The sequence below is a fragment of the Azoarcus sp. L1K30 genome, from assembly GCF_018122735.1.
In the GTDB taxonomy this organism is placed as follows: Bacteria; Pseudomonadota; Gammaproteobacteria; order Burkholderiales; family Rhodocyclaceae; genus Parazoarcus.
Window position 1 is genome coordinate 2,706,581 of record NZ_JAGRRD010000001.1, and the last position, 18,945, is coordinate 2,725,525.

Sequence of the window (18,945 nt, forward strand, 5' to 3'; positions counted from 1 at the left end):
TTATTGTCTACTCCCTACGATAAATATGGTCATTGTGCCTGTATTAAATGCATCTTTGGAGCCATTAACTACTATTTATCAAGAACAATTCGAGCTCAGAGATGCATGTGCCAGCCGCTTTCCGCGGCAACCTTGAATCGTGATATCAGGAGTACGAGTCGTGACCCAGTCCGAGTTCCAGCCCGAAACCGCTGCCCTGCCCGCAGAGCACCGCCCTCTCCTGCGCCAGCGCATCGACGCTGCGTGGCGTACTCCGGAGCCCGAGTGCGTGCCGCAACGCATCGCCGAGGCGCGGATGGAGGCGGGACTGCAGGCGCGCACGCACGACATGGCGCACCAGCTCGTGGCCGGCCTGCGCAACAAGCGCAGCCGCTCGAGCGGCGTTGACGCACTGATGAAGGAATTCTCGCTTTCCAGCCAGGAAGGCGTGGCACTGATGTGCCTCGCCGAAGCCCTGCTGCGGGTGCCGGACAAGGCCACGGCGGATCGCCTGATCCGCGACAAGCTGGCACGCGGCAACTGGCGTGCCCACCTCGGAAACAGCCCCTCGCTGTTCGTCAATGCGGCCACCTGGGGCTTGCTCATCACCGGCAGGCTGGTGTCGACGAGCAGCGAGCAAAGCCTGTCCAACGCGCTCAACCGCCTCCTCTCCCGGGGCGGCGAACCCCTGATCCGCAAGGGCATGGACCTGGCGATGCGCATGCTGGGCGAACAATTCGTCACCGGACGCGACATCGACGAAGCGCTCGAGCGCGGACGCAGCACCGAAAAACGCGGCTATCGCTACTCCTTCGACATGCTTGGTGAGGCCGCCATGACCGCCGCCGACGCCAGGCGCTACCTGACTGCATACGAAACCGCCATCCACGCCATCGGCAAGGCCGCAGCCGGCCGCGGGGTGGTCGACGGCAACGGCATCTCGGTCAAACTCTCCGCACTGCACCCCCGCTACGTCTGGTCGCAGCGCGAACGCACGCTGGCCGAGCTGCTGCCACGGCTGAAAGCGCTGTGCATGCTGGCGCGCAAATACGACATCGGTTTCAACATCGATGCCGAGGAGGCCGACCGCCTCGACCTGTCGCTCGACCTGCTCGAAGCGCTCGCAATGGACCCCGAGCTGGGCAACTGGAACGGGCTCGGTTTCGTCGTTCAGGCTTACCAGAAGCGCGCGCCTTTCGTGCTCGACTGGGTCATCGAACTGGCGCGCCGCAGCGGTCGCCGCATGATGGTGCGACTGGTCAAGGGCGCGTACTGGGACGCCGAAATCAAGCGCGCCCAGATCGACGGCATGGACGGCTACCCGGTGTTTACCCGCAAGGTCTACACCGATGTGTCCTACATCGCCTGCGCTCGCCGCCTGCTGGCCGCCCGCGATGTCATCTACCCCCAGTTTGCAACGCACAACGCACATACGCTGGCGGCGATCTTCCATCTTGCCGGCCCCGACTACCAGACCGGCAACTACGAGTTCCAGTGCCTGCACGGCATGGGTGAGCCCCTGTACGATCAGATTGTCGGCAACGCGGACCGGCGCCGCCTCGTGCGCATCTATGCACCGGTCGGCAGCCACGAGACCCTGCTGGCCTACCTCGTTCGCCGGTTGCTGGAAAACGGCGCCAACACGAGCTTCGTCAATCGCATCGTGGACGAGAATGTGCCCATCAACGCACTGATCGCGGATCCGGTCGAAGAGGCGCAACTGCTTGCCGGCGCCCCTCACCCTCGCATCCCCCTTCCCGCTGATCTGTACGGCGCTAGCCGGCGCAATGCGGCGGGCTTCGATCTCGCCAGCGAACCGGTACGGGCACGGATCGCCGCCGCACTGGCAAGCAGCCGCAGCACGCCTCACATCGCCACACCGATGGTGGCAGGCGCCCCTGCGCTGACAGCGACCGGCATCCCGGTGCGCAACCCGGCGAATCACAACGACATCGTCGGCCATGTCATCGAAGCGGACACTGAGGTCGCCGCGGCCGCGCTTGCTGCCGCAGCCGACGACGGCACGGCCTGGAGCGCGCGCCCCCCGGGCGAGCGTGCGAACTGCCTGCTGCGCACCGCAGACCTGATGGAACGCGACGCCGGCACCCTGCTGGCACTGGCCGTGCGCGAAGCGGGCAAGTCATGGTCGAACGCCGTGGCCGAGCTGCGCGAAGCGGTTGATTTCTGCCGCTATTACGCCGAGGAAGCACGTCGCTTCGACAACGGCACTCACACCGCGCTCGGTCCGGTGCTGTGCATCAGTCCGTGGAACTTCCCGCTGGCCATCTTCAGTGGCCAGGTCGCGGCGGCGCTTGCCGCCGGCAATCCGGTGCTGGCCAAGCCGGCCGAGCAGACCCCGCTCATCGCCGCCGCCGCCGTGCGCCTGTTTCATGATGCCGGCGTGCCGGCGACAGCGCTGCAACTGCTGCCGGGCCGCGGTGAAACCGTGGGTGCGGCGCTGGTGGCCGATCCGCGCGTACGCGCAGTGATGTTTACCGGCTCGACCGAAGTCGCGCGCCTGATCAAGCGCAGCCTTGCCATGCGCGGCGGAAACATCCCGCTGATTGCCGAGACCGGCGGCCAGAACGCGATGATCGTGGATTCGACCGCACTTGCCGAACAGGTGGTCGTCGACGTGCTCGCCTCGAGCTTTGATTCAGCCGGCCAACGCTGCTCGGCCCTGCGCGTACTGTGCCTGCAGGAAGACGTGGCCGACGGCATCCTCGACATGCTGCAGGGCGCGCTGCGCGAATTGCGCATCGGCGACCCGGCCGATGTGCGCACCGACGTCGGTCCGGTCATCGATGCCGAGGCGCGCGAAGGACTCGAGTGCCACATCGATGCCATGCGCGCGGCAGGCGCCCGAATCACGCGCCTGGCGCTGCCGGACACCTGCGCCAGCGGCAGTTTCGTCGCCCCGACGATCATCGAGATCGGCAGCATGGCCGAACTCGGACGCGAACAGTTCGGTCCCATCCTGCATGTGTTGCGCTACCGCGCCGCGGATTTCGACCGCCTCATCGACGACATCAACGCCAGCGGTTACGGTCTCACCATGGGCGTGCATTCACGCATCGACGAGACCATCACGCGCGTGGCCGAGCGCGCGCATGTCGGCAACCTCTATGTCAATCGCAATATCATCGGTGCCGTGGTCGGGGTTCAGCCCTTCGGTGGCGAAGGTCTGTCGGGCACCGGTCCGAAGGCGGGCGGTCCGCTCTACCTGCACCGATTGCTGCGACGCAGCCCCGGGCCGGCGCTCGAGGGCGCGACGCAGATGGCGGAAAGCGATGCTTTCCTCAACTTCGTGACCTGGCTCGAAAGCGACGCCCGTGCGCTGGTCGAAGGCGACGACATCGCCATCCTGCGCGATCGCGCGGACGCCTATCGCCGGCGCCGCCTGTCGGGACTGCGCCTGATGCTGACGGGCCCGACCGGCGAGGACAACAGCCTGCGCTTCGTGCCACGCGGTGTGCTGGCCGGCACCGCCGACACCGCAGTCGGCGCACTGCACCAGATCCTCGCCGCGGTCGCGTCGGGCAATCGCATCGTCTTCCCCGATACACCGTTGTTCAAGCGCCTGCAGCACAACCTGCCCACAGCAGTCGCCAGTCAGGTGAGCGTCGATGCCAAGTGGCTGGAGACGCCGTTCGGCGCGCTGCTGTTCGATGGCGACGAAGCCGAGGCCGACATCTGGCGCAAACGCCTGGCCGACCGCGACGGTCCGCTGGTGGCGCTGGTGCAGGCGGAGCCGGAATATGACCCAGGTGCGCTGGTGCATGAACGCACCGTCAGCATCAATACCGCCGCCGCCGGCGGTAATGCAAGTCTCATGGCAATGGGCGCGTGAGGCCGGCGCAAAGGCCGGCGCACGCGCACGCACTTAGGGCAGACACGGATTGCATTAATCCTTGCCTGGCTTAACTTACAGGGCCTGCGCGGACGGCAATGTCCGCACATGTCATGTCACCACGAAGCGTCAGTAGAACCTCGCACAAAAGGAGATTACCCATGAAGAAGACTTTCCTCGCCGCTGCATGTATCGCGCTCGGCGCACTGAGCACCCCCGCACTGGCCGACCTGCCGGTGGCCATCGCCGGCCCGATGACGGGACAGTACGCCTCGGCCGGCGACCAGATCCGCAAAGGTGCGGAAATGGCCATCGCCGACATCAATGCACGCGGCGGCGTACTCGGCGAGAAGCTGACGCTGGAAGTGGGCGACGACGCCTGCGATCCGAAGCAGGCCGTGTCGGTCGCCAACACCATGGTGAACAAGGGCATCGTCTTCATGCATGGACACTGGTGCTCGAGCTCCACCATCCCGGCGTCGGATGTCTATGCGGAATCCGACATCCCCATGGCGACGGTATCGACCAACCCGCAGGTCACGGAGCGCGGGCTCAAGAACGTATTCCGCATCATGGGTCGTGACGACCAGCAGGGCCTGGTGGCCGGCAACTACCTGGCCAGTCATTTCAAGGGCAAGAAAATTGCCGTACTCGACGACAAGAGCGCCTACGGCAAGGGTCTGGCCGACGAAATCGCCAAGGCGATGACGGCCAAGGGCGCCAAGCCGGTGCTGCGCGAATCCATTACCGCGGGCGAAAAGGATTACTCGGGCATCGTCACCAAGCTCAAGCAGGCCGGCGTCGACGTGCTGGCCTACGGCGGCTACCACACCGAAGTGGCACTGATCCTGCGCCAGGCCCAGCAAGCCGGTCTGAAACTCACGGTGATGGGCGGCGACACCATGACCAACTCCGAACTGGTCACCGCCGCCGGCCCGACCGCCGACAACGTGATGTTCACCTTCTCCCCCGATCCGCGCAAGAACCCGGACGCCGCCCCGATCGTGGAGAAGTTCCGTGCCGCCAAGATCGAGCCTGAAGGCTACGTGATGTATGCCTACGCCGCGATGCAGCTGTTCGAGCAGGCCGCGACGAAAGCCAAGAGCACCAAGTACGCGGCGCTGGAAAAGGCCATGCGCGGCGGCACCTTCAAGACCGTGATCGGCGATCTGTCCTTCGACGCCAAGGGTGACCAGAAGGCGCCGGGCTTCGTCGTCTACCAGTGGAAGGACGGCAAGTACGATTACGCAAAGTAAGTCGTTCTCCCGCCCACCGGGCGGTGCGTGAAGCCGGCCCCCGGGCCGGCGTCTCCGCCCTGGAACTGAAGCGCGCTCATGCTCGCTGACGCCGCGCCACCGACAGGGCGACCAAAACCACAAGCTGCGCACGGCGGCCGCCAAGCGGCACCCGTCGCGCAACACCACTCCCGGAGATAACGTGGCCTACGCATTGCAACAACTCATCAATGGCCTCACGCTCGGCTCGATGTACGGGCTGATCGCAATCGGCTACACGATGGTGTACGGCATCATCGGCATGATCAATTTCGCCCACGGCGACATCTTCATGGTCAGCGCCTTCATTGCCGTCACCGCGTTCACGCTGCTCGCCGCGGCCGACGTCACCTCGGTCCCGCTGGCACTGACCTTCGTCCTCATCGTATCGATCTTCTTCACCTCGGCCTACGGCTGGGCAGTGGAGCGCATCGCCTATCGTCCGCTACGCGGCTCGACCCGGCTGGCGCCGCTGATTTCCGCAATCGGGATGTCGATCTTCCTGCAGAACGCAGTGCAGCTCACCCAGGGCGCACGGGTGAAACCCATTCCTCCGGTGATCCAGGGCGGCCTCGAGGTTTGGTCCACGCCCGAATTCACCGTTCAGATCGGCTGGAGCCAGCTCCTGATCATCGCCGTCACCGTAGTGATGATGGTCGGCTTCACCTGGCTGATCACGCAGACGCCGTTCGGTCGCCAGCAACGCTCCTGCGAGCAGGACCGCACCATGGCGTCGCTGCTGGGCATCAACGTCGATCGCACGATCTCCTTCACCTTCATGCTCGGCGCCTCGCTGGCCGCCGTGGCCGGGGTGATGGTGACGGTCTATTACGGCGTAATCGATTTCTACATCGGTTTTCTGGCCGGCATCAAGGCCTTCACCGCTGCCGTGCTGGGCGGCATCGGCTCATTGCCGGGCGCGATGCTGGGCGGTCTGCTGATCGGCCTCATCGAGTCGTTCTGGTCGGCCTACCTGTGGGCCGAGTACAAGGACGTGGCGACCTTCGCCATCCTCGTGCTGGTGCTGATGCTGCGCCCCTCGGGCCTGCTCGGCCGGCCCGAAGTGGAGAAAGTGTAATGAGCGCCGTCGTCTTCGCCCGCCATCAGATCACACCCGCAGAGCGCTTGCGCGACGCCGGATGGGTGGCCTTTGTCGCCCTCATCCTGGGCATCCCGCTGATCGGCCTGACCACTGTCGACGCCGGCGGCTCGCTGGAGGTCAGCACCCGCTTCGGTCTGCTCGCCGCATGTGTGGTTGCCGCATTTGGCGGCCGCCTCGGTCTACGCTGGATGATCGACACCATGGGCGCGCGCAAGCTCGAACGCCAGCGCGCGGACACCGGCAAATCGGTCGGCATCAGTCCGGTCAAGGTGGTCAACGTCATCGGCTGGATTGCGCTCGGCGCCTCCATCGCGCTGCCCATCATGTATTCGGACAACCGCTACGTGGTCGACACCGCCACCACGGTCCTGATCTACGTGATGCTGGGCTGGGGGTTGAACGTGGTAGTCGGTCTCGCCGGCCTGCTCGATCTGGGATACGTGGCCTTCTACGCGGTCGGCGCATACTCGTATGCGCTGCTGTCCACCCAGTACGGCTGGGGTTTCTGGGAAGCACTGCCGGTGTCGGGTGGTCTTGCCGCCACTTTCGGCATCCTGCTCGGCTACCCGATCCTGCGCCTGCGCGGCGACTACCTGGCCATCGTCACGCTGGGCTTCGGCGAGATCATCCGCATCATCCTGGTGAACTGGACCGAGTTCTCCAACGGCCCCAACGGCATCAGCTCGATTCCGCGCCCGACGCTGTTCGGACTCGAGTTCAGCCGCAGTGCAGCCGAAGGCGAGCAGACCTTTTCGACCTTCTTCGGCATCGACTACTCGCCGATGCACCGGCTGATCTTTCTCTACTACCTGATCCTGGTGCTGGCTCTGCTCACCCACGCCTTCGTGTCGCGCTTGCGCAAGCTGCCGATCGGACGCGCCTGGGAAGCGCTGCGCGAGGACGAGATCGCCTGCCAGGCAATGGGCATGAACACCACCAACATCAAGCTGTCGGCCTTTGCCATCGGCGCCATGCTGGGCGGTTTTGCCGGCATGTTCTTTGCCGCGCGCCAGGGTTTCATCTCGCCCGAGAGTTTCACCTTCACCGAGTCCGCCATCATCCTGGCCATCGTCGTGCTCGGCGGTATGGGCTCGCAGATGGGCGTAGTGCTGGCCGCCACGCTGCTGGTGCTGATCCCCGAATTCGGACGCAACTTTTCCGAGTACCGCATGCTGCTGTTCGGCGCTGCGATGGTGCTGATCATGGTCTGGAAACCAAGCGGCCTGCTGTCGCACCGCGAACCGACGCTGCGCCTGTCCAGGGGCGGCGCACGCAACCAGGATGCTCTCGAGGAGGCCGCACAATGAGCACATTGCTATCGGTGTGCGAACTGACGATGCGCTTCGGCGGCCTGACCGCCATCGACCAGCTGTCGCTGGAAGTGCCGGCCGGCAAGATCACCGGCATCATCGGCCCCAACGGTGCCGGCAAGACGACGCTGTTCAATTGCCTGACCGGTTTCTACAAACCGACCACCGGCACGCTGCGGCTGAATCATCCGACCCGCGGCGAATTGCGCCTGGAGTCGCTGTCCAGTCACCGCGTGGCGCGCGATGCCCAGGTGGTGCGAACCTTCCAGAACATTCGTCTGTTCCCCAAGATGACGGTGCTGGAGAATCTGATCGTGGCCCAGCACAACGTGCTGCAGCGGGCGTCGAAATTCTCCATTGCCGGCATTTTCGCCCTGCCGGTCTATCGCAAGGCCGAAGGCGAGGCCATGGCCCGCGCCGAGACCTGGCTGCGCCGCCTCAAGCTCGAACGGCTCGCCGACCACGCCGCGGGCGACCTGCCCTACGGCATTCAGCGCCGCATCGAGATCGCGCGCGCACTGTGCGTCAATCCGGTGCTGCTGTGCCTGGACGAACCGGCGGCCGGTCTCAATCCGCGCGAATCGGCCGAACTCAACGAACTGCTGCTCTACCTGTGCGGCGAAATGGGCATTGCGATCCTGCTGATCGAGCACGACATGAGCGTGGTCATGAACGTCTCCGACCATATCTGCGTGATCAACTACGGCCGCAAGATCGCCGAGGGTTCGCCGGAAAAGGTCCAGAACGATCCGCAGGTGATCAAGGCCTATCTTGGCGAAGACGACGAAGATGACGCAGACGATGCGTCCGGGGGGATCGCAGCATGATGCTGACAATGGAAGGGGTGCACGCCCACTACGGCCACATCCATGCCCTGCACGGCATCGACGTGGAAGTGCAGGTGGGCGAGATCGTCACCCTGATCGGCGCCAACGGCGCCGGTAAATCGACGTTGATGATGAGTCTGTTCGGGCGCCCGCAGGCCTCGGCCGGGCGCATCGTGTTCGACGGTGAGGACATCACCCACCTGCACACGCACGATATCGCCCGCCGCGGTATCGCGCTGGTGCCGGAGGGGCGGCGTATCTTTCCGCGCATGACGGTGCTGGAGAATCTGCAGATCGGTGCGGCGCAGGCCGATCCGGCCAACTACGATGCCGACATCGCGCGTGTATATGCGATGTTCCCCATCCTGCAGGAGCGTCAGTCGCAGCGCGCCGGCACGCTGTCGGGCGGTGAGCAGCAGATGCTCGCCATCGGTCGCGCGCTGATGAGCCGCCCCAAGCTGCTGCTGCTCGACGAGCCCTCACTCGGCCTGGCGCCGATCTACATCCGCCGTATTTTCCAGATCGTGCGCGAACTCAACCGCGACCATGGCATGACCATCCTGCTGGTGGAGCAGAACGCCAACCAGGCGCTGAAAGTGGCACATCGTGCCTACGTGCTTCAGCATGGCGAGATCACGCTGTCGGGCACCGGTGCCGAGCTGCTTGCGAGCCCCGAAGTGCGCGCAGCCTATCTTGAAGGCGGAGGTCACGCTTGAGCGACGGCACGACCGCAGCACCCGCACGCTGGCTGCCCTTCGCGGTGCTCGGCATCGGCCTGACGGCGATCTCCTTCGGCGCGGTACTGGCGCGTCTGGCGCAGGCCGAAGGGGTGAGTTCACTGGCGGTGGCCACCTGGCGGCTGGGGCTGGCAGCGATCATCATCACCCCGGTCGCGCTGATGCAGTCGCACCGCGACCTGGCACGACTGAGCGGCCGCCAGATGTTGATGGCGGTGGCGGCCGGCTTCTTCCTGGCGCTGCATTTCGCCACCTGGATCAGCTCGCTGGAATACACCTCGGTGGCCTCGAGCACAGCGCTGGTGACCACCAATCCATTGTGGATCGGCATCGCCTCCTTCGTGCTGTTTCGCGAGCGACCGAGCCTGATGATGGTCGGCGGCATCGCGCTGTCCCTGGCAGGCAGCCTGTTCATCTTCTGGAGCGACAGCCAGACTGCCGGCGTGGGGAGCAATCCGATGCTGGGCAACATGCTGGCGCTGGTCGGCAGTTGGTGCTTCTCCGCCTACCTGCTGATCGGGCGCCGGCTGCGCGCCGGGCTCGGCCTGTCTGCCTACATCTGGCTGGCGTATGGCGCGGCCGGACTCTTCCTGCTGGGCGCCAGCGGCATTGGCGGCGTCAGCCTGTTCGCTCACTCGAACGTGGCCTGGCTGGTGTTGCTGGGCATGGCGCTGGGACCGCAATTGCTGGGGCATACGTCCTACAACTGGTCGCTGCGCTACGTCTCGGCCACCTTCATTGCGGTGGTGACGCTGGGCGAGCCGGTGGGCAGCGCGCTGCTCGCCTTCATCGTCTTCGGCGAAGGCTTCGCGCCGCTGCAATTCGTCGGTTTCAGCCTGCTGCTGGCAGGCATCTACCTCGCGGCGCGCGGCGAGCGCTGATCAGGCAAAAGACTGGTTGAGGTAGCTGATCTCTTCCTGTGACAGACGGAGGCCGACACGCTCGAGGCGGGCGAGCGTGTCCTCCAGCTCCCAGGGCGCGGCGATGCAGTACTTTCGTCCGTCCGTGGCCTGCATGTGCAGCCAGAAGGCGTTGGTGTCGGACACACGGCGCAGATAGAGGCGAGCCACGCGGGCGGGCGCGGCCTCGGCGAGCGCGAGTCCGTCGATCTTCCTGCGCATGCCGCGAACGTACGACACCGCAAGCCCTGCACACACCAGCGCGACAACGCCTGCCACTTCAACCATCCTGACGCTCCTTATCCGTCTTGTCGCAGCCGCGGCGAGCGCAGCACATCCGCGCCGGACCGACTGCATTCAGTCACGATACGGAGGGAAGCGTAACCCAGAGCTTAGAACCGCCACATGCAGTTCAATCGATATCCTTAGATCGAATACCTATAAAAGTATCTGCAAAGGACCGCCACCCGGACGCGGGGAGACTCAGGGCAGGAAGGCCGAAAAGCTCGCCGGCAGGGGCGCATGCTCGAGGCTGCGCTGGGTGAATAGGAAGCGACCATCGCAGACGAAACCGAGATCGGCCCACGCCACCGCATTAAGCGCATCGCGGAAGGCGTCGAGATCCGCATCGGCGCGGCGAGGAAAAACCGCCAGCACGGCGCCGTCATAATCCGTGCACGGATGAATGAAGAAAGGTCTTGCCACCCGGGTACGTCCATTCACGTACACTCGCGGCAGGTTGCTGCGGTAGTGCAGGCGGCCCCACATCCACCAGTTGGACTCATCGAAGCGCGTCACCTTGCGCTGGAGCAGTCGCGCCTTGTGCGCCTTGAGCACCGGCGGCGGCGGCTCGCCGGGTTCGGTCCAGATCATGCGCCGGGTCTCGCCCGTGCTGACGGTGGATGAACAGACGAAGTCGCGGCTGCCATGGCGTGCATCGGCAAACAGCTCATCGGCGCCCGACACCGCCCCCACCTTGACGAAGGCCACATCGGCCAGACGCAGCGGATAGTCGCCGCGGGCGAACATCAGGTGCCCGCCCGCCTCGACGAAATGCCGGGTTTCCCACACCGGTTCGCGCAAGGCCGGCCCGATATCGTCACCGGTGCCGAGCTCGAGATACCGCATGCTGCGTTCGCTGCAGCCCTTCTCGAAGCGCCAGATCAGGCAGTTGGGCAGCGCACCATCGAACACCCGCGCGTCACCCAGCTCAATCGCATCGGTGATCGAACCGGTCTCGTACAGCAGTCGGTTCAGATGCACCGCCGACGTCGCCTTGAGGAAATCGCGCGGCGTGATGAAGATCAGTTCGCCACCGGGCGCGAGATGGCGCACGCACTTTTCGATGAAGAACAGATAGAGATTGGCGCGCCCGTCGAATCGCGCATGCGGGCGGGTTGCAGCCAGGCGCTTGCGGGTGGCTTCGGGCACATCCTGGAAGCGCACATAGGGCGGATTGCCGATGATGGTGTCGAACTGCTCGCTGTCCGGATAGGCGAAGAAGTCGATGTTGAGCGCCCCCGCCTGGCAATGGTCGGCGTCAAGCTCGATGCCGACCGCCCCGGGCAGGTGCTGCAGAAACGCACCGTCGCCGCAGGACGGCTCGAGCACCCTGCCGCGGTTGCGCCGGAGCGCGAGCATGGCCTGCACCACTGGCTGCGGGGTAAAGATCTGCCCCAGCGCAGCCACATCGCGCAGACCGAGTCCGAGCTGGGCGCTCATGCGCAGTCCAGCGGCGGAGTCGACATCGGGCACTTGCCGCACGGTCGGGCGAAACGGTGAAGGGCACTCATCATCGAAGCAGTCGAAACGCACAGGGGATGCGACGATAACCCCGCCCGCCAGCACATGCAAACCCTGTGATCACACGCGCATCGGAGGTGCATCGATGCCAGGCCTCGGTTACAGTCTCGGCACATCCAAGCCCCCCAGCGAGCACACCAGACTGACCATGCAACTTGTCGACTGCCGCCCCGAACGCCACGCCGACGCCATCCTCGACCTGCTCAATGAGGCGATCCTGCATTCGACCGCACTGTACGAGTACACCCCGCGCCCGCCACACAGCATGGACGCATGGTTCGCGGTCAAGCGCGAGGGCGGCTTTCCGGTGATCGGGCTGGAAGACGACGGTCGCCTCGCCGGTTTCGCCAGCTATGGCAGCTTTCGCGCCTACCCGGCGTTCAAGTACTCGGTCGAACATTCGGTCTATGTACACGCCGATTATCGCGGTCGCGGCGTAGGCCGGACGCTGCTACAGGCACTGATCGAACGCGCGCGCGGGCACCAGCGCCACCTGCTGATCGGCGCCATCGACGCTGACAACGCTGCGAGCATCGCGCTTCATACCGCACTGGGCTTCGTGCATGTCGGCACCCTGCCGCAGGCCGGCTTCAAGTTCGGACGCTGGCTCGACCTTGCCTTTTACCAGCTCACGCTCGATACGCCCACGGCTCCGGTTGACGGCTGAGTGCTTCGGGCCCCGAACCGGTCACCCGAAGCACGTCCACCCGCGCGTTTTCAGGCCGCGCGGTTCTGTCGCGCGGTGAGTTCCGGATCGTCGTCCTGGTAGGTGCGCTTGATGATGTCCCAGGCCTCTTCGGCCGATTCGGCGTAATGAATCAGCTCGAGATCACCGTAACTGATCACGCCCTCATCCGCGAGCGCCTCGAAATTGACCACCCGGTCCCAGAACGCCCGCCCGAAAAGCACGATCGGCCGCCGGCGGATCTTGCGCGTCTGCGCCAGCGTGAGCACTTCGAACAGTTCGTCCATGGTGCCGAAACCACCCGGAAAGCTGACCAGGGCCACCGCGCGCATAAGGAAATGCATCTTGCGGATGGCGAAATAGTGGAACTGGAAGCACAGCTCCGGCGTGATGTAGGGATTGGGGTCCTCCTCGAAAGGCAGGTGGATGCTCATGCCCATGCTGCGCCCGCCGGCATCGAAGGCGCCGCGGTTGCCCGCCTCCATGATCCCGGGGCCACCGCCGGTGGTGATGATCACCGGTTCCCCCAAGGCATCGGCATCGCGCGTGACGAGTTCAGCAAAGCGCCGCGCCTCATCGTAGTAGCGCACGTTGGCCATCATTCGCTCGGCGTGACGGATGGCATCCGTATGCCCTGCCGCCTTCGCCTTCTCCAGCATCTCCTCGGCCACCTCGCGCGGCTTGAAGCGAGCGCTGCCGAAAATGACGATGGTGGACTCGACGCCCTGATCCTGCTGGATCAGTTCGGGCTTCATCAGCTCGAGCTGCATCCGCACCGGGCGCAGCTCCTCGCGCAGCAGGAATTCGGTATCGGCGTAGGCCATGCCGAATGAGCTGCCGGGGCCCGCATAGCGGGAAGGCAGGCGCACGGTTGCCGCCTCGTCCTGGGCCGAGGGGAAGTTGCGCGCCTTGAGCGGGTTCTTCTTGTGCATGATGTTTCTCCGGAGCACGATCGATTCGTGCGTTCATTGTTGCACCGCAACATTTACCGGTGCAAGTACATTTTCCTGCGCGCTTCCACGCACCTCGCGCAGGTTTTCGTCCACCAGCCCTCAATATCCGAAAGGCCTTATCGCCATTGACTTCGGTCATGACGATTGGCACGGGAACCTCTTACACTACCGAAGCTCCATTTCATCGCAAGCAAGCACGACACACACCGGCAAGAAATTTCCGGCCGGCCCACCGCCAAGACGCGAGGAGACTCCCATGACCGACATCACATCGACGCAAGATGCCGAATTCGACAGCCTGCTGCCTGCGGCGCATCTCGATCGCCGCGCCTTCATCGCCACCGCAACCGCGGCCGGATTTGCCCTCGCCGTGCAGCCGGTCCAGGCCAGTACCGTGATCAATACGGACAGTACGGGACTCGACGCCGGCAATGCCGCGGTAGAGACAGCCAATGGCGCGCTTCCGCTCTATTTTGCCCGACCGCAGGGCGGAAAGAAGCTCGCGACGGTACTCGTGGTGCAGGAAATCTTCGGCGTGCACGAACACATCCGGGATCTCTGCCGCCGGCTCGCGAAGGCCGGTTATCTGGCGATCGCACCGGAGCTCTATTTCCGTCAGGGCGACCCGGGCAAGATGGACAATGTGGGTGCCATCCTGGAGGGCATCGTCGCCAAGGTGCCCGACGCCCAGGTAATGAGCGACCTCGATGCCAGCGCGGCCTGGGCGGCCACGCAAGGCGGCGACCCCGCTCGTCTGGCCATCACCGGATTCTGCTGGGGCGGACGCATCACCTGGCTGTACGCCGCCCACAACCCCAAGCTGCGCGCCGGCGTGGCGTGGTACGGACGCATCGACGGCGCCCCCTCAGAACTCACACCCAAGCACCCCATCGACGTCGTGGCCAGTCTGCATGCACCGGTGCTGGGCCTGTACGGCGGCAAGGATCAGGGCATTCCGGTGGCCGACGTCGATGCCATGCGCGAAGCGCTCAAGGCCGCAGGCAAGCCCGGCGAACTGATCGTGTACCCGGACGCGCCACATGCCTTCAATGCAGACTATCGCCCGAGCTACCGAGCGGCCGAGGCGGCGGACGGCTGGAAGCGCATGCTGGCGTGGCTCGAGCGCAACGGCGTGTAGTTTTTCACGACTTGTGTGTGTCTAGTGCCACAAATATCTGAATTTCGTCACAATAGAAACATGACATTACTTTACCGGTAAAGTAATGCTCACTTCTACCGTTGACTGTTCGCACTATGGCGCAATTCAATCGGCGTACATCAACGTGCCCACCTGGACGGGCAAGGCATGATCGGCTTTGCCCGTCTTCTTGAGATTCAACCTGCACACATGAAAACAATCTTTCTGGTCGACGACTCCGCCACCATCCTGCTGTCCATTTCGGGCATTCTGACCAAGGCCGGGTATGGCGTTGAAAAGGCATCCAATGCCGCGGATGCGTTGAAGAAGTTCCAGTCCGGCGTCAAGGTGGATCTGTTGATCACCGATCTCAACATGCCGGGCATGAATGGAATCGACTTCATCAAGGAAGTCCGCAAACTGCCGAATTACCGCTTCATGCCCATCCTGTTCCTGACCACCGAGTCGCAGCAGTCCAAGAAGGCGGAAGCCAAGGCTGCAGGCGCTTCCGGCTGGATCGTCAAGCCTGCATCCGCCGACGAACTGCTCAACACCATCAAACTCGTGATGCGCTGAAAAAAATGCCGCTCAATACACTACTTCGCCGCTCGACCATGGTCTTTGCAACCGTCGCCACGGGCGCCGGCCTTGTAGTGTTCTTTTTCAATGGGTGGTTTCACGAGGTTTTTCTACCCGGCGTCGGCTTGCCGCAGCCGGTTGGCGATGCCGTCGGCGCCATGCTGATCGTCGCCGTGGCCTACGTCGGGCAACGCATCGTGTCACTTGCGTTCTTCAAGGACAGGATGCTCGGCATGTCCACCCGGCAGAGCGAGCTCGAGCACGCATCGGAAAACGTCGGCGCGGTTGCGGATGAGGTCGCCCGGGAACTGCGCGTCGTGCCCACCTACAACGATGTGTTGCGCAAACAGCTCGACAGCGTCGTGCAGCAGACCGAGAAAGCGGCCTACGACATCACCGAGCGCCTGCAGGCCATCGACGACGTCGTAGGCCGCCTCGGCGCCTTCGTGGCTGAAAGCTCGGCCGAGTCGAACGAACTGGCGCACGCTTCCGAAGCCCGCATCGCCTCAAACCAGAAACTGATTGCGGACATGCGCAAGTACATCAGCTTCCGGATCGACGAAACGCAAGCCGACCAGGCGCGTGTGGGGCAGGTGGTCAAGGAAGCGCGCTCGCTGGAGTCGCTCACCCGCCTGATCAAGGATATTGCAGCCCAGACCAACCTGCTTGCGCTCAATGCTGCCATCGAAGCGGCCCGTGCAGGTGAAGCCGGGCGTGGATTTGCGGTGGTCGCTGACGAAGTCCGCAAGCTCTCGGCGGAAACCGAGAAGGCGGTTGTCCTGATCAATCAGGGAATTATCAACGTGGCCGGCACAATTGAAACGCAATTGCAGGAAAAGCTGTCCTCGGTCAATCTCGAAAGCGAACAGGCCGCGCTGAATCAATTTGCCGATCAACTGAGCGAGTTGGGACACAGCTACGAGGAAATCCTCGTGCATCAGGGCCACGTGATCGACACCGTGCGCAGCAGCAGCGAAGCGCTGGCAACCATGTTCATGTCTGCCTTGGCAAGTGTGCAGTTCCAGGACGTCACCCGCCAGCAGATCGAGCATACGTCGGACTCACTGATCCGCCTCGACGGTCATCTCGGCGTTCTCGCCGAGCGCCTCGGGCAATCGGATGAGCCGGACTTCAGCTACACCCCGCTGTCGCAACACCTGGACGAGATCTATTCGAACTACGTGATGGACCAGCAGCGTCATACGCACCATACGGCCCTGCACGAAACCGACAACGAAAGCAGTGGCCAGGGCGCCAAGATAGAACTCTTCTGAGGTGGCAATGAGCGATTCTCAATCCGGCACCCGGGTGGCGATCGTCGATGACATGACGATCTACAACGCCAGCGCACAGAAACAACAGCTGCTCGACGCACTTGCAGTACACGATGAATTCGAGATCGATCTGTCGGCGGTAGCAGAAATCGACACTGCGGGCATCCAGTTACTGATACTGGTCAAACGAGAGGCCGGCAGACTGGGAAAGCGCGCCGTTCTCGTCGCCCACAGTTCGGCGGTGCGTGAGGTGGTCGATTTCTTCAATCTCGCAGCCAGCTTCGGAGATCCGATGCTCATCCCCGCCCGAGAAGGCTAAGGCCCGGACCCATCATGGACGAAATCACCACCGTTTTCGTAACTGAAAGCCGCGAACAGCTTGCCGCGCTCGAGGATGCCCTGCTGCAACTCGAGGGCAGCCCTGAGGACAACGATATCCTCAACGCCGTGTTTCGATCCGCACACACGATCAAGGGCGGTGCGGGGGTCGTTGAGTGCAACTTCATCGTGTCCTTCACCCACGTCGTTGAGAACGTACTCGACCGGCTGCGCAATGGCGAGATCAAGCTCAACGGCGATCTCGTCGCCTTGCTGCTTGCCTGTTCGGATCATATCGGCAATCTGCTCGACGTCCTCGCCGCCGGTACGCCAGCCCCCGACGCGGACCTGGCCGCTGAAGGCAGCGCCCTGCTGAACCGGTTGCAGCGAGACTGGCTGGAGAAGGGTAGCGGTGGCGACGCACCGTCGTCGACGCCGCCGTCGGCGCGCGACGAGCCACTGCACAGTTCGGGCGGTGGCGAAGTGGAGACCGATTGCTGGCACATTTCACTTCGTTTCGGCCCCGATGTCCTTCGTAATGGCATGGACCCGCTGGCCTTTCTGCGTTACCTCACCTCGATCGGCAGGATCGTGCTGCTGGAAACGATTGCTGACAGCATGCCCAATGCCGACGAGATGAACGCTGAGAGCTGTTATCTCGGTTTCGAGATCAGCTTTGCGTCGACGGCAGACAAGGCCAGCATCGAGCGCGTGTTCGATTTCGTTCGCGACGATTGCACGCTGCACATCCTGCCACCGCACAGCAAGCTGTCCGACTATGTCGCCCTGATGAGTCAGCTGCCCGAAGATCCGATGCGGCTGGGTGAGATCCTGGTCCGGGTCGGGGCACTGACCCAGGCCGAACTCGACGACGGCCTCCGCAAGCAGCAGGCGCCGCCCGAAAACGACAGCGCCGATTCGGCTCCGCAGATGCCGCTCGGGGAAATTCTGGTCGAACAGAAGGTCGTCAGCCCCGAGCTCGTTGATGCGGCCATCATCAAGCAGAAGCAAGTCAATGACAAGCGTGCAGCCGAAGCTCGGCTCATCCGCATTCCCGCGGACAAGCTCGACAAACTCATCGATCTCGTCGGCGAGCTTGTCATTGCGGGGGCCAGCGTCAACCTGCTGGCGACCAATACCGGCATCGGCGAACTCATCGAAGCCACATCGCTTACCGGGCGCCTGGTCGAGAGTATTCGCGATGCTGCGCTGCAGCTGCGCATGGTGCAGATCGGCGAGACCTTCAACCGCTTCACCCGCGTTGTCCGTGATGTATCGAGAGAACTCGGCAAGGACATCGAGCTGTCCATTTCCGGCGGCGACACCGAACTCGACAAGTCGATGGTCGAGAAGATCGGCGATCCGCTCATGCATCTTGTGCGCAACGCCATGGACCACGGCATCGAAGCCCCCGATGTCCGCGTCGCCAATGGCAAGCCCGCGCGCGGGCGGCTCGAACTGAACGCCTTTCACGACTCCGGCAGCATCATCATCGAAGTCGCCGACGACGGCGGCGGACTCAATCGTGATCGCATCATGGCCAAGGCAGTCGAGCGCGGCCTCATCCAGCCCGGCCAGGTCCTGACCGATGCAGAGATATACAACCTGATCTTCGAGGCCGGCTTTTCAACCGCCGAGCAGGTCAGCAACCTTTCCGGTCGCGGCGTCGGCATGGATGTCGTGAGGCGCAATATCCAGAGCCTGCGCGGTACCGTCGAAGTCAGTTCGACAGTGGGCCAGGGCTCCCGCTTCGCGATCCGCCTGCCACTCACACTGGCCATCATCGACGGCTTTCTGGTCGGGGTGGGTCGGTCCGCCTACGTCATTCCGCTCGATTCGGTGGTCGAGTGCATCGAACTCACCCGGGATTCGAACGGACGCGATTACATCAACCTGCGCGGCGAAGTGCTGCCTTTCGTGCGCTTGCGCGAATTGTTCGAGTTCCGCGGCGAAGCCCCGGCACGGCAGAACGTCGTGGTGGTCCAGTATGCCGGGCTCAAGGCAGGCATTGTCGTCGACAGCCTGATGGGCGAATTCCAGACAGTGATCAAACCGCTGGGCACCATCTTTCACCATGTGAAAGGCATCGGCGGATCGACCATTCTCGGCAGCGGCGAAGTGGCGCTGATTCTCGACGTCCAGGCGCTCATACAGCGCTGCACTGCACACGAAACACAACGGGCCGAGCAACCCGCCTCGATCCGATAGCCAATCATC

The 18,945-nt window shown here is 63.8% G+C and carries 16 protein-coding genes; 13 read left to right on the forward strand and 3 right to left on the reverse strand.

The annotated features are described in order from the left end of the window. The first annotated feature begins 160 nt into the window (after positions 1–160). The 7 genes from putA to J5J83_RS12545 all read left to right on the forward strand — a co-directional run bounded on the left by putA (position 161) and on the right by J5J83_RS12545 (position 9,960). Positions 161–3,829 carry a trifunctional transcriptional regulator/proline dehydrogenase/L-glutamate gamma-semialdehyde dehydrogenase gene (putA, locus tag J5J83_RS12515; RefSeq protein WP_212349585.1) on the forward strand — a complete coding sequence of 1,223 codons (3,669 nt, stop codon included), beginning with the start codon at positions 161–163 and terminating at the stop codon, positions 3,827–3,829. Between the two features lie 161 nt (positions 3,830–3,990). Next, the gene (locus J5J83_RS12520) at positions 3,991–5,085 is read left to right on the forward strand and encodes a branched-chain amino acid ABC transporter substrate-binding protein (RefSeq protein WP_212349587.1); all 1,095 of its coding nucleotides are present in this window, start codon (positions 3,991–3,993) and stop codon (positions 5,083–5,085) included. Positions 5,086–5,266: 181 nt separating this feature from the next. Continuing rightward, a complete protein-coding gene (locus tag J5J83_RS12525) occupies positions 5,267–6,181 on the forward strand; it encodes a branched-chain amino acid ABC transporter permease LivH (protein ID WP_212349589.1) in 915 nt (304 codons plus the stop codon). Next, positions 6,181–7,512: a high-affinity branched-chain amino acid ABC transporter permease LivM gene (gene livM / locus J5J83_RS12530; RefSeq protein WP_212349591.1), complete on the forward strand. Its 1,332-nt coding sequence runs from the start codon at positions 6,181–6,183 to the stop codon at positions 7,510–7,512. Before J5J83_RS12525 ends, livM begins: the two co-directional genes overlap by 1 nt. Beyond that, positions 7,509–8,342 (forward strand): ATP-binding cassette domain-containing protein, encoded by an 834-nt coding sequence (locus J5J83_RS12535; RefSeq protein WP_212349593.1) that lies wholly within the window; start codon positions 7,509–7,511, stop codon positions 8,340–8,342. The genes livM and J5J83_RS12535 overlap by 4 nt, the downstream gene beginning before the upstream one ends. Continuing rightward, positions 8,342–9,058, forward strand: coding sequence for an ABC transporter ATP-binding protein (locus J5J83_RS12540; RefSeq protein ID WP_212353076.1), 717 nt, complete (start codon positions 8,342–8,344; stop codon positions 9,056–9,058). Before J5J83_RS12535 ends, J5J83_RS12540 begins: the two co-directional genes overlap by 1 nt. Further along, on the forward strand, positions 9,055–9,960 hold the full coding sequence (locus J5J83_RS12545) for a DMT family transporter (RefSeq protein ID WP_212349595.1): 906 nt from the start codon (positions 9,055–9,057) through the stop codon (positions 9,958–9,960). The genes J5J83_RS12540 and J5J83_RS12545 overlap by 4 nt, the downstream gene beginning before the upstream one ends. Here the strand turns inward: J5J83_RS12545 and J5J83_RS12550 are convergent, their stop codons facing one another. Both J5J83_RS12550 and J5J83_RS12555 read right to left on the reverse strand, forming a co-directional pair. After that, on the reverse strand, positions 9,961–10,266 hold the full coding sequence (locus J5J83_RS12550) for a hypothetical protein (RefSeq protein WP_212349597.1): 306 nt from the start codon (positions 10,264–10,266) through the stop codon (positions 9,961–9,963). It abuts the gene before it with no gap. 195 nt (positions 10,267–10,461) lie between these two features. Beyond that, on the reverse strand, positions 10,462–11,700 hold the full coding sequence (locus J5J83_RS12555; protein WP_212349599.1) for a class I SAM-dependent methyltransferase: 1,239 nt from the start codon (positions 11,698–11,700) through the stop codon (positions 10,462–10,464). Between the two features lie 229 nt (positions 11,701–11,929). Between J5J83_RS12555 and J5J83_RS12560 the strand changes: the two genes are divergently transcribed. Continuing rightward, positions 11,930–12,448, forward strand: coding sequence for a GNAT family N-acetyltransferase (locus tag J5J83_RS12560; RefSeq protein ID WP_212349600.1), 519 nt, complete (start codon positions 11,930–11,932; stop codon positions 12,446–12,448). Positions 12,449–12,498: 50 nt separating this feature from the next. Here J5J83_RS12560 and J5J83_RS12565 read toward each other — a convergent pair whose 3' ends face one another. Next, a complete protein-coding gene (locus J5J83_RS12565; protein WP_212349602.1) occupies positions 12,499–13,398 on the reverse strand; it encodes an LOG family protein in 900 nt (299 codons plus the stop codon). A 277-nt stretch (positions 13,399–13,675) separates the two neighbouring features. On the opposite strand from J5J83_RS12565, the gene J5J83_RS12570 reads away from it, so the two are divergent. The 5 genes from J5J83_RS12570 (at position 13,676) to J5J83_RS12590 (ending at position 18,936) form a co-directional block, all read left to right on the forward strand. Beyond that, positions 13,676–14,557, forward strand: coding sequence for a dienelactone hydrolase family protein (locus J5J83_RS12570; RefSeq protein WP_212349604.1), 882 nt, complete (start codon positions 13,676–13,678; stop codon positions 14,555–14,557). A 210-nt stretch (positions 14,558–14,767) separates the two neighbouring features. Continuing rightward, positions 14,768–15,133 (forward strand): response regulator, encoded by a 366-nt coding sequence (locus tag J5J83_RS12575; protein WP_212349606.1) that lies wholly within the window; start codon positions 14,768–14,770, stop codon positions 15,131–15,133. Positions 15,134–15,171: 38 nt separating this feature from the next. After that, entirely contained in the window at positions 15,172–16,410 is a 1,239-nt protein-coding gene (locus J5J83_RS12580; RefSeq protein WP_249115705.1) for a methyl-accepting chemotaxis protein, read from the forward strand. A 7-nt stretch (positions 16,411–16,417) separates the two neighbouring features. Beyond that, positions 16,418–16,729: an STAS domain-containing protein gene (locus J5J83_RS12585; RefSeq protein ID WP_212349610.1), complete on the forward strand. Its 312-nt coding sequence runs from the start codon at positions 16,418–16,420 to the stop codon at positions 16,727–16,729. A gap of 14 nt (positions 16,730–16,743) precedes the next feature. After that, positions 16,744–18,936 (forward strand): chemotaxis protein CheA, encoded by a 2,193-nt coding sequence (locus tag J5J83_RS12590; protein ID WP_212349611.1) that lies wholly within the window; start codon positions 16,744–16,746, stop codon positions 18,934–18,936. The last annotated feature ends 9 nt before the right edge of the window (positions 18,937–18,945 follow it).